Here is a 17232-nt window from a genome sequence, read left to right on the forward strand (position 1 = left end):
AGTGGTACCGCGTCCTCGGCACTTGCGCGGAACGCTCGTGCCGATCGACGGCGACTGCCACATCATGACGGCAGCTTGAGGTGAGAGCCGCCCCATGGAGATGCGCATCGCGAAGTTGTCACGCATATCGCCCTTGAAATAGATCGCATCGGGGCGCTGTGTGCCGAAGACCAGATGCACTCGCGACGTACGAGCCTTGCGCGCCATCGATGCCAGCATGTTGAGTACCGGTGGTTCCCTCGGTCCGCCTTTTGGTTTGACCGAGAAGTACCAATCTTCGACATTGCCGCGGAATTCCGCCCACTCGTCGAGGAACACCAGGACCGGTTCGAAGTCCGTTTCCGTTGCCTCGCCCATTTTGATCTTGTCGTAGCGGAACTCCATCAAGTCGCGTGCCCGGTGCACCATCGCAACTTGCTGTTCGATGGACGTGGCGACCACTTGAACATTGGGCCAGTCCTGGAAGCCGAGGAATTCGACGTATTTTCCATCGAGCACCCAGATCGGCCATCCGCGGCGCGAGAAGTTGACCAACAGGTTGTGTGCCGTCACTGTCTTGCCGCTACCGGGAGGTCCGACCAGCATCAGATTCGGATCGATCGCGGGGCGCCACACCACTTCGTTGCCATCTTCGTCGACACCGTATGGGATCTCGACGGAGTCGTAGTTGGCCAACAAATCGACTTCCGGGTCGATGTCCGGGGCGGGCAACCAAATGCTGTCGGGGAACGCGGTGCGTTGCTCGAACGTGACCTCGTCCGTGTGATGGTTCCACTTTGCTCGCCAGCGTCCGGGGAACATCGCATTGATCGCGCGTTCGACACGAGTTCGATAGCCGTCCGAGACGAGCTTCGATCCGATTTCGTGCCGCACCTTCATGGAGGTGACTTCACCTGTCTTGGCATCGACATCGATCGCGGTGACCGTTGCGGTCGGTCCCAGCAGTTGCCCGACGTAGCGTTTTGCACGCGCCACCGCTTCACTGTCGGAGGGCTCTCGTTCCGGTTCCGCCGCGGGTGTGAAGATCAATCGCCGACGGTTGCGGTCGTGTTCTGCGAGGGCGAAGAATCCCCACCCTTGGTCTTCGAAAACCTCGCAGATGTCGTCGACCCATGTGTCGTCGTTGAGCGGTTGCGCCGACTGGTAATAGACAGTGAGTTTTCCCGGCACGCCCGGTGTCCCTCCGCTCCACTTCGATACCGACAACACCGCCCGCGTCGCTTCAGGGAGTCCCATGACAGGGCAGAGCCGTTCGACAACTTCGTCGACGTCGACATCTCGGAGTTGTTTTCTCTTCCCCACAACTCCGGTGTAGACCGCGCCTATCGACAGACCTGCGGCCGCCGGAATGGACAAGGCGGCATACCCGAACAGCGGGGCTGCGGCGCCGACACCCACTGCTGCGCTTCCGAGGCAGAAGCTGTCGCGAACCCAGTTATGCGACCGTGCCGGCAGCGAACTAATGCGTGGGGAACGAGCGAATCGGGCGGGGGCCTTTTCCTGCGCGGGACTCGTCATCGCCGACCCCCGATCACCTGGCGGCGATCGATTCCGGTCTGCATCTGCATGGCGCTCCTCCTGTGGTCGGTCAACCGCGCGCTCGCGCAGCTGCCTCGGATGGTCCTTCTACTCATAGGAAGATCCCGCCGACCGGACCTGAGTGACATCGCGGCGAAAAATCTTCAGAGAAAAATGTCTCTGGACTTTCACTCATGCCAGACCTTCTACCGACGCATCCGGCAGTGCCTTGTATCCGATGCATTACTGAGTGACAGGTTCATGGGAGCCATCCCATCGCCCTCCCACTGCAACTTCCCTTCGCGGAGCCCGCACAACAACTGGCGCTCACTCCAATCGCGAAATAACACCGTCACCCCTTGACACGTGGGTTACGCTCCGAACAGCGCAACGAAGTGAGCATGGATCGGAGCGACCCTCCGCGTAGGGGATAAATTCCCTCCCCGGCAACTAGATCAAATTCGCGCTGTTCAGCTGGTTACGGCCTTGGAAACGAGGGCCCGAACCGGCCCTTGTCTCCTCGTCGCACCCAGGCAGACAACCGCAAAAGTGTCTTCTCCCGATCGCCACCCACGCCCCTCCCATGAGGGAATCAACGTCGCGAGCCTGTCCCTGTCCGGCGTCTGCGATATGTTCGGTGTCGAGTCGTTTCGCGTGACTCCCACCCATGTTCGAGCAGGCGCCCGCATCGTCGTTTCGGCACAAAGTTGGGGAAGGTCCTCCGGATCCGCGGATGCTTTTCGACACTGACCCCTTGATGGGTACATGCGGGGCACCCGTCAACGCGCCCAGTGATCGGAGCACACTCATGGTCTCGAATTCGGCTCGTAAGAAAGCTGCCCGAGAACACCAGCTACTGCACGGCGGGACTTATGCATCGGCGCTCGCTGCAGTGAAGCAGATCGAAGTCTCAGTCCCAAGTCTGTCCTCGTGGACCCTGTCTCGAATGATCGACGACGGAGTACTCGGCGACGGCACCGCAGCATTTCTAGAGCATTGCGTTGCCGTGGGCCGAGTTGTCGTCATCGCCGGACCGATCGGCAGCGGGCGCAATGCCCTGTTGAACGCCTTGGCCAGAGGTATCCGTGAGGATGCACGAGTCGGCATCGTGGCTCGCGGAGGCTGGAAAGGACTCGACGAACTCGTTCCCCGCTTAGGCAATGCTGTCGTTGCCTAAGCTCCCTCAGGGCTCGCTCAATCACTGGATTGGGAGTTCTCGCTGAGTCGGCAACAACTCGAGTACCTGGTCGTGGACGAGATCATCGAGCCTGGTGATGGACATTTCTTTACTCGGTTCGTCTCCGAAAATGTGTGCGGGGCGCTGGCGACGATTCAGGGGCAGACTGCCGACGAGGCCTTATCGCGGATGGCCGCGAACTTCGCGGCACTACCAGTCACAGAGACCACTCGTGTGCGTGCCGACGGAATCGAGGACATCGAAAAGTTCATTCACGAGGTCGTCAACGTCGTCGTTGTCATGAAGCCGGGCGGAGTGCGGGCAGTTCCCACAGTTTCCGAAGTCGCTGCGGTCTCCAGTGGACGAGGGCGCAACGGTCCGACATCGACGGCTCTGCTGACCGAGTCCGATCACACGAGCGACGCAGTGAATGAAGCCGCCAACCTTCTCGGTCCAGCGCGTCGACCTTTTTGGAGGCCAACCAAGGATTGGCGATTCATGAAGAGGTGTCAGTGATCCGAATTCGATCGATGCGCGTTGTTGCCAAGCGGTCGTTCTTGCTGCTCAACGCCAGGTTCCTGCAAAGGGGATGTTGGGTCCGCGATTGTCGTGAGCGCACCTCGCCGGGACTGTGGCAATAACACCGGACGAGCGTCGTTGAGGTGTTTCGACTCCGAATCGGGCCGAATTTCTCGTGTGGCCACTCATCTGCCACGGCGCAGGCTTGTGCTGTGGCAGATGAGTCGACCACTCCTGGCTCATCGGACGGCTACGGCGCTCACACGCCAGACATCGAGTTTGATGGCACTCATGTAGACGGCGAAGGTGTTTTTGCTCAGTTCTTTTCCATCCGGTCCGGTGGCAGTCTGCGTCACTGCTAGAACGCGGGAAACTTTTTCGGGTTGATCAGCAGGGTGTTCGTCGCCGGCGATACTCGCTGTGGCAATGACGATCGCATGGTCGTCTGCCCAGTTCTGCCATTGCTTGCCGGTGATGGGTGCGAGCGCAATGAATGAGTCGGCGTTCGCGGCGTAGTACCTCTCGTCGAGGAGTGGCGCCGCCCGTTGAGCTGCCGCGGATTGGTTTACGTCCTTGCCTGGCGCGTAGGAGAGCATGGTGCGAGCGGCGGCGAGCATGACCGACTGCGCGTCGTTCTCGTTGGCTCCGGCCAGTGTGTCGGGGAGCGCTGGAGGCGGAGTGGTGGTCAGGGCTGGAGGGGCGGTCGGCGGCGACGGAACTGTCGTCGGCGCCGAGCCGGATTGGCTACTTTCAGCGAGGACGTCTGTCGAGGGGAGTGGGGGTACCGTCCACGAGCTGTCGGCTTCGGCGCTCGTTTCCACCGCATGATCTTCGGGTTCGTCGCTTCCTCCGCACGCTGTCAGTACCAATGCGGCAGATGTGAGAGCAGCAAGAGCGAGCGAGCGTTTGCGAGTAATCATGGTGAAGGTTTCCTATCCGAATCGTTTGACGTACATCTCTTCGCCGGCCCAGCCGGAGAGCGGCATGATCGAGACGCTTTTCCCCGATTCCGGGGCGTTGAGCAACATGTCCTGTCCGTTTTCGGTGCCATAGAAAATGCCGACGTGATGGGTGTCGCCGCCTGCGCCGAAGTAGATCAGGTCACCTGGACGCTTCTGGTCGAACGGAATGTCTTGGCCTCGGGAGTCGTACAGCTGGCCGGGATTGGAGTGACTTCCGGTGAAGTGAGGGAGCAAAATTTGGCCACCGGATGCTTGGTAAACCGCGTACAACGTCAAGCCTGAGCAGTCGAAGCCGACCTTGTTCGAATCGCCGTTCGCATCTCCTGCCCCGCCGCCATCACTGATGCCTTTCGTTGGGCCGTTCTGATCTCCGCCTCCCCACGCGTACGTTGTTCCGATCCATTGGGAGGCCGCAGCGATCACGTTCTCTGCGAATGGCCCCCCGGGCTTGAACTGGGGTCCACCGGGGTTCGAGGTTCCAGGCGCGCAGGCGCCGCCATCGATGATCGTTGTTGCGCCGCCACCCTTGACGATGTCTGCCAGCTCCTGCGGCGTCAGGTCTTTGCCTGAACCTTTGAACTGCGAAGCTAGTTGCCGAGCGAGCGTTTCGTCGTCGGCGTATGCCTCAGGGTGGGCCGATCCCTGCACGGTTTGGGCGGCGACGGTGACTGGCATGGTTTGCCAGCCCGAAACTTTGAGCAACGCGTCAAAGAATTTGACGTTCGCCGTGACGGGGTTCATCAACTCTTCCGCGGTGCCCCAGATGCCGACTTGCTGTTGGTATTGATTGACCGAGAGGTGATCGCTTCCGACGCCGTCGTGGGGATATTGCAGCGACTCGGGCACGTTGGAGCTGGCGAGCATTCGATAGGTCGATTCCTGGCTCATGGTGGCCAGGGCAACCACGATTCCTTGATCAGGAACGGCCATGGACTCACCTATGGCGACAGCCTGTTTCGCCAGCGCTGTTTGGCTGGCGTTGAGACCGCCCGTGCCGGCGGGGGTGGATTTCGCCACCAACTCTGCGTCGGGCTGAGCGGGGACGGAGGCTGCTGCCGGGGAGGCGGTTCCTCGTTGCTTGAGCCAGGGAACCGGGTCCACTCCACCGCCCATCGACCATTGTCCTGGGTAGATACCGAAGTGCAGGTGCGGGCCGCTGGACTGTCCTTCGCTGCCGACTTTGCCGATGAGTTGGCCTGCGGTGACCTTGTCGCCGGCTTTGACGAGCACTCCTGCTGCGGTCATGTGTCCGTAGAGAGATTCGACGGTCTGCCCATCGATGGTGTGCCGGATGCGGATCCAGTGTCCGTAGCCCGAGGCCGGTCCGGCGACGACGACTTCGCCGTCGCCTGCGGCGTAGAAGGGGGTATCCAATGGGGCGGCGTAATCCTGTCCGTCATGCATTCCGCCTTCTCGCATGCCGAACGGCGAGCTGATCGTGTACGTACCTTCGGCCATCGGAACTGCCAGCGATCCAGGTTTCAGACCTACCAAGGATCCGTCTGCACGAATGTCGGTACCGGTCGGCTGTCCGCAGGTGGTGTCCTCACCGGTGAGGGACAAGATGACGAGAACCGGCGCCATCAACACGACCATGCACACGATCGGCACGGAGATGAGGATCCACCACCACTTCTTCGACGAACTTTCCGAATCAGGGGACGGTGGTGCCGCCAGGAGCGTCATCAGCGCGGCCGCCGGGTCAGCGAGCTCGGCTGCGGGGTCCTCGCGTTACCTGCTCCTGCTTGAGCTGCCGCCGCAATCAGTCCTGCGGTTCTCGAGCCGGAACCGGTGGGAATGTTGACGGCGGGAACAACTGGAGCAGCTGGCGGACGTGCAGGCGCGGCGGTTGGCTTCGGTGCCTTCGGAGCGCGGGTAGGAGTAGTAGGCAACAACAGCGGTGCGCCGGAATCGGTGGTGAATTCGCGGAAAGCCCGACCGTCTGGTGCAACGGTCTTCGATGCTGAACTGCGAACTTGTCCGCGCTCCGGAGCAAGCCCCGACGGTGCTGTGGCGATCGCCTTCTTGATGCCCGGTTTGTCTGCAACAGCCGCCTTCGAAAGTCGACTGCGTACCGCGGCCGCCGCGCTATCCGTACCGGTTCCACGGCTCGGTGAGCTCGTAGAGGACCGTGAGCCCGAGGACTGTGAACGGGCCATCGTGGCCGGGTCGGAGAGATTGTCGATCGACTTCTTGGCCTTCTTCGCTCCAGAGACTGCTTTCGTGCCCGCCCAGACTGCGGCAGCGACGCCTCCCGTTACCGCAGTCGATGTCGCTGTGCCAGCTACTGAGCCAACGGCTTTGGTTGAAGTAGTCGCCTTCTTCGCGATCTTGCCTGCACCCTGGACCGTGGCCTTGCCGCCACGGTAGATCTGTCGGCCCTGTGCAGCCATCAACGCGATATCGCGGCCCGACGTCGGGGTAGATCTGGTGATGGATGTGGGTGCGGCATCGGGGCGCTTCGCCAAAATCGACGCCAGGCTGTCCGACATCCGTTGCAGTCCTTTGATCGCGCGGCGGAAGAGGAGGAGCGCGATGATCAGGAAGATGTCGACGAAGAAGACGGTGCGGATGAGGTTCGATTCGTCTGAAGCGAAAAGGTCTTGGACGACGAGCACGTATCCGACCAGGAAGACGATGGAAAACATCATCTGCAGCAGCGCCATCGCGACGTTGGCGATTGTGCGCCAAAACTGTCCACGCATCGACGGCGCGATGGCGACGACGATGCCAGGGATGGATTTGATGGCGTTGCCGATCGACACCCCGGCCGCGAGTACCAGCCTGCCCGCCAGGTAGATCGCGAAGGCCATCAGCAGGGTGCCGGCGAAGATCAAGAAGAGCAGGCCCATAGCTTGACCCGGGCCAGGGTTGTCGGCGTATTGCTTCATCGGACCGTCATCGCCGTCGCATGCCGCGATCGCGTCTTTGATGCGGTCTTCGGGCTTGTCGTCCGGGTTGATCAGGTCCAGGGCTGCCCCCGCGCCGGGAAGAATGTCACCGACCTTCTCTTGCACCTTGTCCATGACCCCGGGCCCGTCCGGGGTTGCGGCGTACGCCTCGTCGAATTCTTTGACGCACTTGCCGTTGTTGTCCGGCGCATCGAGGACGACACCGAAGTTGATCAGTTGGGTGGGTTGACGCAGGAAGGTATCTACGAGGGTCGATTTGATGGTGTCGATCTGTTGATCGGCGTTGCCGCTGGTGTTCCCACCGTTGGCCAGTCCCGACGCGACTTCGAGTCCGGCATCGCGTGCAGCGAAAACGAGGCCGTCGTTCCCGACGACACGGTCGAGCGGGTTGGCGAGGAATCCGACGGCCGCGGCCGCGATGACGCACGACATGAGCAGTTCGTAGATGCCGGTGGAGAAGCGGCCGCGTACGAACCACACGGCCACGCTGAATCCGGCGATCGTCAACATCAGTGGGGTGAGCGCGAATTGGTCGGTGATCGAAGTGACGGAGTCTGCGATGGTGCGGATCGGCGTGAGAATCATTTCGATCCAGTCGAAGGACAACGCGTAGGTGATGAACCAGATCGCGGTCGCCATCAGGAATCGGAAGATCTCGTATTCGAGGGTGATGATGTAGGCCCAGATCATTCTCCAGCCGCCGCCCATCGAGGCGTTGCCCTTGTCGATCGAGAGGAAGTAGCTCCAGGCGTCGATTCCGTGCGTGTCCTTGAGTGCCATCCACGCGAAGAACGGTGATGCACCTCCTCCTCCGCTGGGGTCTGCGGCCGCGGGCGTTGCGAAAATCAGCAATAGCGCACCAAGGGCGTGCCATCCGGCGGCCGCCCGAATGAGCAGGCGGCTCCACCAGCGTGACCACAGCCAGCGAGAGATCGGTTTGCTCGCGTACATGATGACGACCAACCAGGATTCGGGAATCCAGGCTTTGGCGAGCCTGCCGGCGAAGTGCAGGAGCCAGCGCAGTGAGTGTGTGACCGCGGCGCGGACGCTGAAGTACTCGCGGGCTTCGGGACGGCCCTCGACAACGTCCTGGTCGAGGGGGTGCGCCGCGGTCGAGGTCATGCCTTCACCAGCTTCTTGTTGTCTTTCGGGGTGGTCAGTGCGGCTTCACGGCGCGATTCGGTGGCGGGGAGAAGTGTCTTGATGCGGCCGACGTTTCCCCCGCCGTCGCGCATGTAGCCCTCGCCTCGGCGATGCGGCTCGACGTAGCCGTCCTGGCCTGTGACCGGCGCTGTCTGCTCCGTGAGCTCTTTGACCAGGTCTCGGTTCTCTGGGTCCAGGCCCAGCCACTCGATCGCGCGCTTGGCGAGGCCTTCGTCAGTGTGGCGATGAACAAATCGGGTTTTGATGAGGCCACGAAGTTTCGGTGTTCCGAAGGCGCAGTCCTGATCACCTAATCCCACTGCTGCAGAGGACTTTCGGCCTTGAAGAACGAAATCTTCGATGATGTCGATACCGTCGTCGGCATTGAGAAGGTGATGGGCTTCGTCGACGAGGAATAGCGCCATCTGATCGGAGTCGGCGAAGCACTGCCCGCGGGCGATCTTCGCGATGAGTGTGTAGACGGCGTGACCGAATCGTTTCTCGAGCGGCAGATTGTCGTACAGGTGCTGCTTCTCTGTCTGCAGCTGGGTGGGGAGCTCGACGCGGTGGGTTCGGAAGATGATCGCGGGTGCGGTGATCGGCAACGCCGGCAGATCCTTCGCGAAGAGCGCTGCGGCATAGCTCAATCGGGCGTAGACGTTCATCTCTTCGCCGAGGTCGTGGGCGCCGGCGATCAGGCAGTCGTCGGAGAGGAGGTGCTCGGTGAGCTCGCCCAGCCCTGCGTAGGGGTGACTGGTGCGATAGGACGGTTCGAGCACCTTGGCCAGCGCCTTGCCGTGTGTTGATGTCGGCTGGATTCGCAGCAAGGCCAGCATCACCGATTGCGTCATCTCCGCCGCGATGTTGGGCGGGAAGATCCGCAGTGGGTCGGTGCTGTAATCGGGTTCGACCAGATCGACGATGACCGCATCAGTGACCGCCCGAGCCCAGTTGGCGTATTCGCCGAGGTCACTTTGATCGATGCCGATGACCTGGCCGCCGCAGTCGACGACGTGACCGGCGATCACCTTCATGGTGACGGACTTTCCGGATCCGAGCTCCCCGGTGACAGCCCACGAAGAGGACTGGTCCCGGAGGGACTTACCGAGTATGTCGTTGAAAACCGCACCGATCCGGGCTGCCGTGATGTTGAGTGCCAGCAGGGGTCCGGAACTGTCGCCCAGATCGTTGCGAGTGAACGGCATGTAGGCCGCGAAATGTGTCGAGGTGGTGATGTGCCCGAATTCGCGCACGATCTTCGACGTCGGAACGCCGGGAATCATTGCCCACCACAGGTCCTCTTGAAAACCGAGCGGCGCGACCAGCTTGTAGTCCTGATGTTCAAAGGACTTCTTCACTGTTTGGGCATCAGCGAGGGCCTGCTCTTCGGTCGACGCGCCTACGGCGAAAAGCGCTGTCCAGGCGACTTCGACCTCGTCACGGTTGGTTTCGAGAAGCGAGCTGTACTCGGTCAGTGCAGAGGCTGCGATATCAAGGGCGCCCTGTCCACCTGCCAGCTCGCCTTCCCGCTGCTCGTACTGTTCTTTGAGGTTTTCCAGCGCACGCTTGTTCGCGCGCATCACGTCAGCGCCTGCTGTCACCTTGAGTCGAGCAACGAAATCGACGTCGATGTCTCCGAAGTCGTCGGCCAGGGAAAAGAATTCCGAGCCGGGAAAGAGGACACCACCGGAGGGCATGTCCGCTAGCGCGAGAATTACTTGGTACGACGCGGGTCGATCATCGATGTCGTAGGGCTGATCGATCTTGAGAACTCGACTGAATGTGGGGACCTTCGGACGCCACCAAGTCGTGGGCTCATCACGATCTGATTGCGCGCCTTCGTCGAGTCGTGCTGGGGCAAGAGCCGCTCCCGATTTCGGGGAAGGCGTGGACGCGGCGCCAGGCATGTCTCGATCGACATGGAGGCCGCGGCTCATGGAGTGCTGCCAGAGCCAAACCATCTGCGCTGGCGTTGCCGGCCGAGCCCCGAAGACTGCGGGGATGTCGGCGATGATGAGATCCGCCTGACGAATTCGCGCCCGTACCTCGTCTTCGGGGACGGAAGTTCGAGGGAGTCCGATGAAGTCCGACAGCGACGACCATGCCGCGTGCGTGGCGGCTTTTGCTTGTCCGGCGAGTCCTGTCGTTGTCAAAGGGATGCTCAGATAGAACACTCGTTGGCCGGGGCGATAGAGCTCGATGGAGTCGAGGGTCGCCTCGCATTCGATCGCCCAGTCTGTGTGGACATCGAGATCAACGCCCTCGGTCATCCTCGCCACGACCGCTTCCGCACTCAGCGACGACGCGATGCCCATCAACATCGACTCGCCGGGCAGCGCGCGCACCAGCATCGTGTGCAGAGTCCGGGCGGTGCGCTTGTCGACGTTGGGTCGGTAGCCGTAGTCCATCCCGCTCAGTACGTAGTCGGCCCACACGACACCGGATTTCGTCCACCGGATATTTGCTGCCATCGACAGAGTTGGCTGTTCCATTGCGGCGAATCGCTTTCTACTCGGAGTTTCCGGCGTTGGCCAGCGCAAGGAGTTCCTTGACGCTCGAACGGCCGGGGCGCGGGGCGGGATCGTTTGGTGAGAGGGCGGGCAGTTCCTGTGGTCGCGACCGAGTGCCGACAGCGTTGTGTGCGACCGGCACAGATTCAGAAGGGGATTCGGGTTCCACAGCAGCGACGAGTTGGTCCTCGATGCGCGGATCGGCAGTGATGTAGCCGCCGGCGTGAACAAGGTGCGGTGCTCGGATATTCACGCGTTTGCCGTTGATCTTCAGCTTGGCCTCAGGCGATGCGAAGACGGCCTTTTTGACCCCTTGAGCGACAGATGCCGGGCTGCGGCCGGCCAATCGGAGCTTGCCGACGACGAACACCGTGCCGCCACAGCATGCAACGAAAAATCCGACGTTCCACGTGATGCTGTCGCCGAGCCACAACGGATGCAGGAGCCACAGGATTGCTCCGACAGCGGCGCCACTGACGGCTTGAGGGACTGTGTAGGGGCCGAAAGGAAGCTTCTTACCGTCGGGTGTGCGGCCGATCAGCTGAGGAATACTTCGAGCTGTTGTGAAGTCCTTGATGACTTCGACGTTGTTGTCGTCGTTCATGCGTGCACCGACTCGCGTGAGGAGTTCTGTCGGTGTGCTCGTGTGGTCGCGTCCGTTGCCGCGGTGGTTACCACGGACATCTGCAGTCCTCCTTGTCAGGGTCGGTGAAGGGCGATTCGACTGGTCTCCGGTCGCCGTTTACACCGGCAGATCCAGACTCGGGTCCGGCGCTTCTACGACCTGCACGACAGAGATGGCCAGGTCCTCTCCGGTTCGGTCCTTGAGGGAGTCCATGTTGAAGACAACCCAGAGCGCTGCAGCACCGATGAGGGCGGAGACGACCAGCCGGGCGATCGTGAAGGACTGCATCAAGTTCCGGAGAAGGAAGTACAGGACCAGGCAGCTGGCTGCAGATTGGAGGGCGACCTTTCCGTTGTTGGTCAGCTCTCCGATCTTGTCGAAGACACCGGCGGCGACGATCGCGGTGTTGGGGTCAGCGGCGGCGAGTGCGATGAACATGATGGGTCACCTTTCGGTTCGAGGAGTCAATTTCCTGAAGGGGAAAACAGTGGGACTTCGCCGACAGCTGGAAGCGACGATCCGGGTGTTTGGCTTGGCGCGGGAGCCTGAGCCGGCGCTACGGATGTCGATGCGGAAGTCGACGGAGCGCTCTTCGGAGTCGACGGGGCCGGGGCGCTCGTGGTCGACGAATTGACTCCGCTGCGAGGAGCAGTAGCGGCAAAGAGCGGCGTTGAGTCGATGGCGCTGACTTCCCAGCGACCGCCGCGGGAAGTCATCGTCAGCGCGTACTGACCGTTGACAGATTCGGCGTCGGTGATCTTCAAAGATGCAGTGATCAACAAGCGCACGACGTCGCCATCTGAACGCGGTGCAGCCGAGTTCGACGCACTGAGATCGACCGAGGAGAGCACATCGGTGAGTGCGATGCTGCGGTATGGCGCCGGGACGATCGGTGCGATGGAGACCCCCGGCGTCAGGTAGCGAGCAACCTCGCCGTTGCCTGTCAGAAGTGCGGCGAGGAACTGGTTGGCCGAGGTTCCGATCGGGTGATTCGCGACTCGGAACTTATATCCGAGTTGAAGGTCTACAGCTGTCGACGGCTGCGCAACTTCGGAAGGAAGTGTGGCGGCGCGCGCACCGGATTCGGTCACAACAACAGGAACTTGGAAGTAGCGCCGAACGATTGTTGCGGAGGCATCGTTGGCGGGGCGTACCGAGACCGATACCGTCACGGCGTAGGTTCGTGCGTCGCGATCGAAGGCAATTGATGCGATGGCGGGGTCCGTCGCAACGTAGAGCGCAGATGCCGGAAGATTCGGTGGCGTGGCAACGAACCGTTCGATCTCACGCTCGCTTCCTCGGCTGCCTTGAAGCCACGTCACGACCAGTTGACGGGCTACATCTTCGGCTTGGGCTTGTGCTGCGGTGTCAATGCTTTGCGCTTCGTTGTCAGTTGCTTTGACGACTGCCGGAGTTGACGACGAGCCGAATACGACGAGCAGCAGTGAGACAATTCCTGCGACGAGAGCGGCGATGATCGCACCGCGAATTGCACGTGTAGTCCACTGCTGACGAAGGCCCCACTGGACTCGCTCTGCGCGGACACGCTCCTCTACTTCATCGACGATCGTCTCGGTGGAATCGGCGGTTGCGGAACCATCCTGCTTCCGTTTCGGAGTGCGCCCGAAATTGTTGATCTTCTTCCAATCAATGTTCATCGGATACCTGCCTCGGACGGCTGCTCTGACGAGTCGAGTTCTGATTCGCCATCCGAGATGTCGGCGCTCATTGCCCGCGCAAGCGCTGCACGAGCGGCCGGCGCCTCTGCGAATACCAACAACGAGAGCGCGGCGCTGGCATCTTCGTCGAATGGGTTTCGTGTGAGAGCCGCAGCGACTCGACGGATCTCCTCAGCAATGGCATGGGCGTAGCCGAGATCGTGCAGTAGCGCTTGCATCGAGTCGTGCATCCGGTCCTCCTGGCGACTGGCGAGTGTGAAAGCCGCACCGATTTTGTGGGCTTCTACTTGTAGGAAGATCCGGGCGCGAAGACCTGAGTGACAGAGCTCGCCAAACTTTTTTCAAAGTTTTTTCCGAGCGCGGTCAGTTGCTTGTTGCCAGAGGTTCAAACGTGCACGTCGATGCCTTCGATGCACGCGCATCTACTCACGGCAAAGCTCGCGGCAACAACATCTCCGGCAACAACAAACACTCCCCTGGCAACAACAAACATGCAGGTCAGAGGCAATATAGGGCTGCTCTACTGGGCGCGAGACCAACCTCGCACGCGCACAGAGGAGACCCGTGGAAATGTCCACCCACGCAGCAACCGCCCCCAGCCATTCGTCGTCCGCCTTGCCGTCCCATGGCGCGGCTCGAGGCGACCTTTACAGCCGTCTGAACACCGAATGGATGCAGCTGTGCGCACGACCCTCAGCAGCGGCAGAGGTGCTCACATGGTCGGTCAATCAGCCGGCCTTGAATCAGGTTCAGGAACTCAACGACTTGGCCGGCGCCCATCGTCTCGATCGCGACGCCGTACTGCTGGCACTGTTGACCCTCCACCAGGAGGGCAGCGTTCTCGCGGGGCGAGCGCTGTTGCAGCTGATGCTCGGGAAGTTGATCTCGTTGACCCGTCACGCGCGGGTGGCCGGCTTCGATTCCTACCACGCTTACGACGAGCGTGCGGCCACCACAATCGCCACTTTCATGTCATTGATAGCCGAGTATCGCCCGTCCGGAGAGAACATTTATGCAGCTCTCTTTTTGCGGACTTTGAAGAAGATCGCACACGAGAACACCTTTGCCGGTGAGATCCCCGCGTCGGATCTGATGGATCGTTCCGATGCTCCTGAGGCGGAAACCGAGAACCCATTTCTAGCCCAGGACTTGCTCGCTTGGGCTGTACGGAACGGAGTCATCACCGGCACCGACCGAGCTTTGATTCAGCGCGCATATCTCGACCAGACCGACACCGATCTGACATCGATCGCGGCTGAGATCGGCATGACCTCGGCCGCACTTCGTCAGCGGCTCTATCGCGCTGTGTCGAAGATTCGGAACAGCGTAGGAACTTCGAATCAGACGTCGGATCATGCGCGCTTCGCCCGTGCATCGCGCAGCGCCCGGCCGATCGAACAGGCTTTGTGATGACTCGAACTCTCGACGCAGTTTCGTTGCTGGTGTGCTTCCTGATCGCTGGCTTCGTGATGAAGGAATCGTCCCTTCTTTTCGAGACTGCTGGAAGTTTCGACGCAGCGCTACGTATCCCTTCCGTGAGTCATCCCGAACTTTTGGGACAGCTGATGTCGCTCGCTCACCGCGCCGTCTTCACGGTCGTCGACCTTCTGCCGAACACCGTGACCGCACATTCGGGCAGCGGTCTTTCCACTTTGCCCTCGCTGTAATCGATGACGAAAAGAGATCTGTCATGACGACCATCGCTTCCCCATCTACCGACTACCGACGCGCCCGTTCGGTAGGTTCGGCGGCCCTTCTTACAGCAGCCGTGGCGTCAACTCTGCTCACGATCTCAACGCCGGGGACCGCTCATGCCGCACCGGCTTCTGCAGGCTGCCCCACTGCGGAGGTGGTCATGATGACGGGGACGTTCGAGACAGATTCGGGAGCAGATTCTTCGGTGGCGACGGGCCTTCTCAAGCAAGTGACTGATCCGCTTGTTCAGCAGTTCGGAAGCTCCATCAAAGTCACTTACCCTGCCTACGAAGCATCCGCGTTCAACAAGGGCAAGACTTACGGAACGAGTAAGGCCACCGGAATAGAGGCTGCCGCGAAAGTCATGCAGACCCGGGCAACGGAGTGCCCTAGTACTGTTTTCGCTCTCGGTGGTTACAGCCAAGGGGCGGATGTCGCGGGCGATCTGACGTGGCTGATCGGGCACGACAAGGGTCCGATTCCCGCGGAGAAGCTGATCGCGGTCGGCTTGGTTGCCGATCCCCGACAGAGTCCGAGCGAGGACAACACTCTCGTCGGTCCAGCTGTCGACGGAGTCGGTATTGCGGGGGCGCGGCCAGGCGGATTCGGAAAGACAGCCTCGGTAACGCGGTCGTACTGCGCACCTGACGACCTCTACTGCTCGACGAACAGCAACAAGGACGGGTTACTTGCCGGTCTCGGCCGAGTACTTTCACAGCCCCCTACTGCATCCGGTCCACAGCAGAGTGATGGCTCTCAGCCCAACACAGCGACCCTGCAGAACGCCCTGGTTTCGGACTACTCGAAGGTTGATCTCCCGGGCCTTGCCGGCAACGTCGACACTCTGCAGAAGCAGCTCCAGTCTGGTTCTCCCGACCTCGCCAGCGTGAGCGCAGCGGCATCCGACATTGCAAACACTCTGGTCCCTGTAGCGGATACGACCAAGTGGGTGACTCAGAATCCCGCCGTCGAACAATCACTCAAGTCAGCGGACGCATCGACGCCCGAGTTCACGGCCGGCAAGATCGTCGAGACGGTCAAGGGTATCGATGTGGCCGGCGCATTGAAGGCCGCCGATTCGATAACGAAGGCAGTCCAGGGAGCCACAGGCGCGGCGCAGGTGCCGCAGTTGCAGGCTTCCGTCGATGCTCTCGCCAATCAGGTTTCACCTTTGACGTCCACCCCGGCGGATGGGCTCTCCGTTGCCGCGAACGCGCTCTCGATCATCAAGCCGAGTGTCCTGATCGATCAGGTCACCCACATCGGGACGAATGCCTTCGCATTGGCCAACAACATTCCAGCTGTCGCCGACATCTTCACGACTCGGATCCCGCAGATCGTTCTCGATCCCGCGCTCGATCCCATGGCGAAGGTCAAGGCGGTGCACGCCGAGTTCGACCGAATCAATGTTCTCTTCGAACCACTCGTCAAGCTCGCTGCAGGACTGGACTACAAGACCGCAGCATCACTCATCGCGATGATCCCCGACCCGTCCGGTACCGCTCAGATCGTGTCGATGATCGTCGGACTCGTCGGCAACCTCGATATCATCGGTTTGGCCAACTCCGCCGGCGAACTGCAGAAGCAGCTCTGGCACGCGATCGAAACCGGCGATGTCATCGGAGCCGGTCTGGGTGCACTCCCCCACATCCTCGACTTCGCGAAGATCGCGGTAGGCACGCTCGGGGGTGGACAGAAGACTGATCCGGCCAAACTCGGAGCAGCGTCCGCATCGTCGGCGACCGGCCAGCAGCTAACTCAGCAGTCCCAGACAGGGGACCTTGGTGGGCTCGCTTCGAATCTCACCGCGCTGGCAGGTTCTGACGGCGCCGATGCACTGGCACAGATCGGGACTGAAGGACTGAAGTTCGCTTCGTTCATCGGTTCCGGAGCTCACCAGAGCTACGGAGAAATGGTCATCGACTCCGCTGGAACGACCGCCCTCCAGGATCTGACCAACCACTTCCGCGACGCGATTGCGAAAGTGACCGCCTGACTCCCCTGACCTCAACTCTGCACAAGGTCAGCAGTCAAACAATGAACCGCACGGCCAGGGAAGGGTCTCACCGTCCAAAGGTGGGGCCCTTTTCGCTTTCCCATTTTCTACATATCCACTCGTCACGTGCGAGAGAATTAGGGATGAGCAGACCGAGTGACGACGTTCGCCTGTTGACGATCTCAAACACTGTTTCGGATCGCCTCAAGTCACTCCCCGCAGACTATGAGGCCGCTTCAGCACTGATTGCCTCAGCTGCCTTTCAAGTGGGGTTCACTCGCATAGCTGCGGGACTGGCGCAAGAGATGGCTGGCCCCAAGGGTGACACGTACATCCATGAACGCTTCGCACCCGAGCAATTCGATGTCCTACAACTGATATGTAGAGAAATTTGTCAAGGGACAGGTGGAAACGGCCTCGGGAACGGCAGTTCCCGAGGCCGTTTCCGTTTCGGTCGACGGACATGAAGAACGGCGGGTGACATGTCGATATTCAC

General features: G+C 61.0%; 14 protein-coding genes. 5 read left to right on the forward strand and 9 right to left on the reverse strand.

Annotated features, from left to right (window positions below):
- Positions 1-1518 (reverse strand): FtsK/SpoIIIE domain-containing protein (locus tag ATN38_RS01030; protein WP_256931496.1); only part of this gene is annotated, 1518 nt, incomplete at its 3' end.
- Positions 1519-2326: 808 nt separating this feature from the next.
- On the opposite strand from ATN38_RS01030, the gene ATN38_RS01035 reads away from it, so the two are divergent.
- Positions 2327-2695 (forward strand): hypothetical protein, encoded by a 369-nt coding sequence (locus tag ATN38_RS01035; protein ID WP_003944208.1) that lies wholly within the window; start codon positions 2327-2329, stop codon positions 2693-2695.
- A 189-nt stretch (positions 2696-2884) separates the two neighbouring features.
- A complete protein-coding gene (locus ATN38_RS01040; protein WP_037131420.1) occupies positions 2885-3211 on the forward strand; it encodes a hypothetical protein in 327 nt (108 codons plus the stop codon).
- 242 nt (positions 3212-3453) lie between these two features.
- Here the strand turns inward: ATN38_RS01040 and ATN38_RS01045 are convergent, their stop codons facing one another.
- From ATN38_RS01045 to ATN38_RS01080, 8 genes are all read right to left on the reverse strand, one after another.
- Complete coding sequence (locus ATN38_RS01045; protein WP_003944203.1) at positions 3454-4134, reverse strand: hypothetical protein; 681 nt, start codon at positions 4132-4134, stop codon at positions 3454-3456.
- Between the two features lie 12 nt (positions 4135-4146).
- Entirely contained in the window at positions 4147-5862 is a 1716-nt protein-coding gene (locus ATN38_RS01050) for a peptidoglycan DD-metalloendopeptidase family protein (protein ID WP_003944272.1), read from the reverse strand.
- Complete coding sequence (locus ATN38_RS01055; RefSeq protein WP_003944264.1) at positions 5862-8210, reverse strand: hypothetical protein; 2349 nt, start codon at positions 8208-8210, stop codon at positions 5862-5864. The genes ATN38_RS01050 and ATN38_RS01055 overlap by 1 nt, the downstream gene beginning before the upstream one ends.
- Complete coding sequence (locus ATN38_RS01060; RefSeq protein WP_232509008.1) at positions 8207-10702, reverse strand: ATP-binding protein; 2496 nt, start codon at positions 10700-10702, stop codon at positions 8207-8209. Before ATN38_RS01060 ends, ATN38_RS01055 begins: the two co-directional genes overlap by 4 nt.
- 37 nt (positions 10703-10739) lie before the next feature.
- Complete coding sequence (locus ATN38_RS01065; RefSeq protein WP_003944259.1) at positions 10740-11345, reverse strand: hypothetical protein; 606 nt, start codon at positions 11343-11345, stop codon at positions 10740-10742.
- A gap of 138 nt (positions 11346-11483) precedes the next feature.
- The gene (locus ATN38_RS01070; RefSeq protein ID WP_209922981.1) at positions 11484-11804 is read right to left on the reverse strand and encodes a hypothetical protein; all 321 of its coding nucleotides are present in this window, start codon (positions 11802-11804) and stop codon (positions 11484-11486) included.
- Positions 11805-11830: 26 nt separating this feature from the next.
- Complete coding sequence (locus ATN38_RS01075) at positions 11831-13024, reverse strand: conjugal transfer protein (RefSeq protein WP_218747421.1); 1194 nt, start codon at positions 13022-13024, stop codon at positions 11831-11833.
- A complete protein-coding gene (locus ATN38_RS01080; RefSeq protein WP_011331715.1) occupies positions 13021-13275 on the reverse strand; it encodes a hypothetical protein in 255 nt (84 codons plus the stop codon). Before ATN38_RS01080 ends, ATN38_RS01075 begins: the two co-directional genes overlap by 4 nt.
- A 340-nt stretch (positions 13276-13615) precedes the next feature.
- Between ATN38_RS01080 and ATN38_RS01085 the strand changes: the two genes are divergently transcribed.
- From ATN38_RS01085 to ATN38_RS01095, 3 genes are read left to right on the forward strand one after another with little or no spacing between them, the layout of a single operon-like run.
- A complete protein-coding gene (locus ATN38_RS01085; RefSeq protein ID WP_011331716.1) occupies positions 13616-14455 on the forward strand; it encodes a hypothetical protein in 840 nt (279 codons plus the stop codon).
- Positions 14455-14712, forward strand: coding sequence for a hypothetical protein (locus tag ATN38_RS01090; RefSeq protein WP_182262180.1), 258 nt, complete (start codon positions 14455-14457; stop codon positions 14710-14712). Before ATN38_RS01085 ends, ATN38_RS01090 begins: the two co-directional genes overlap by 1 nt.
- Positions 14713-14735: 23 nt before the next feature.
- On the forward strand, positions 14736-16736 hold the full coding sequence (locus ATN38_RS01095; RefSeq protein ID WP_209922987.1) for a cutinase family protein: 2001 nt from the start codon (positions 14736-14738) through the stop codon (positions 16734-16736).
- Positions 16737-17232 lie beyond the last annotated feature (496 nt).

The organism is Rhodococcus sp. FH8, from assembly GCF_019266085.1.
In the GTDB taxonomy this organism is placed as follows: domain Bacteria; phylum Actinomycetota; class Actinomycetes; order Mycobacteriales; family Mycobacteriaceae; genus Rhodococcus_F; species Rhodococcus_F qingshengii.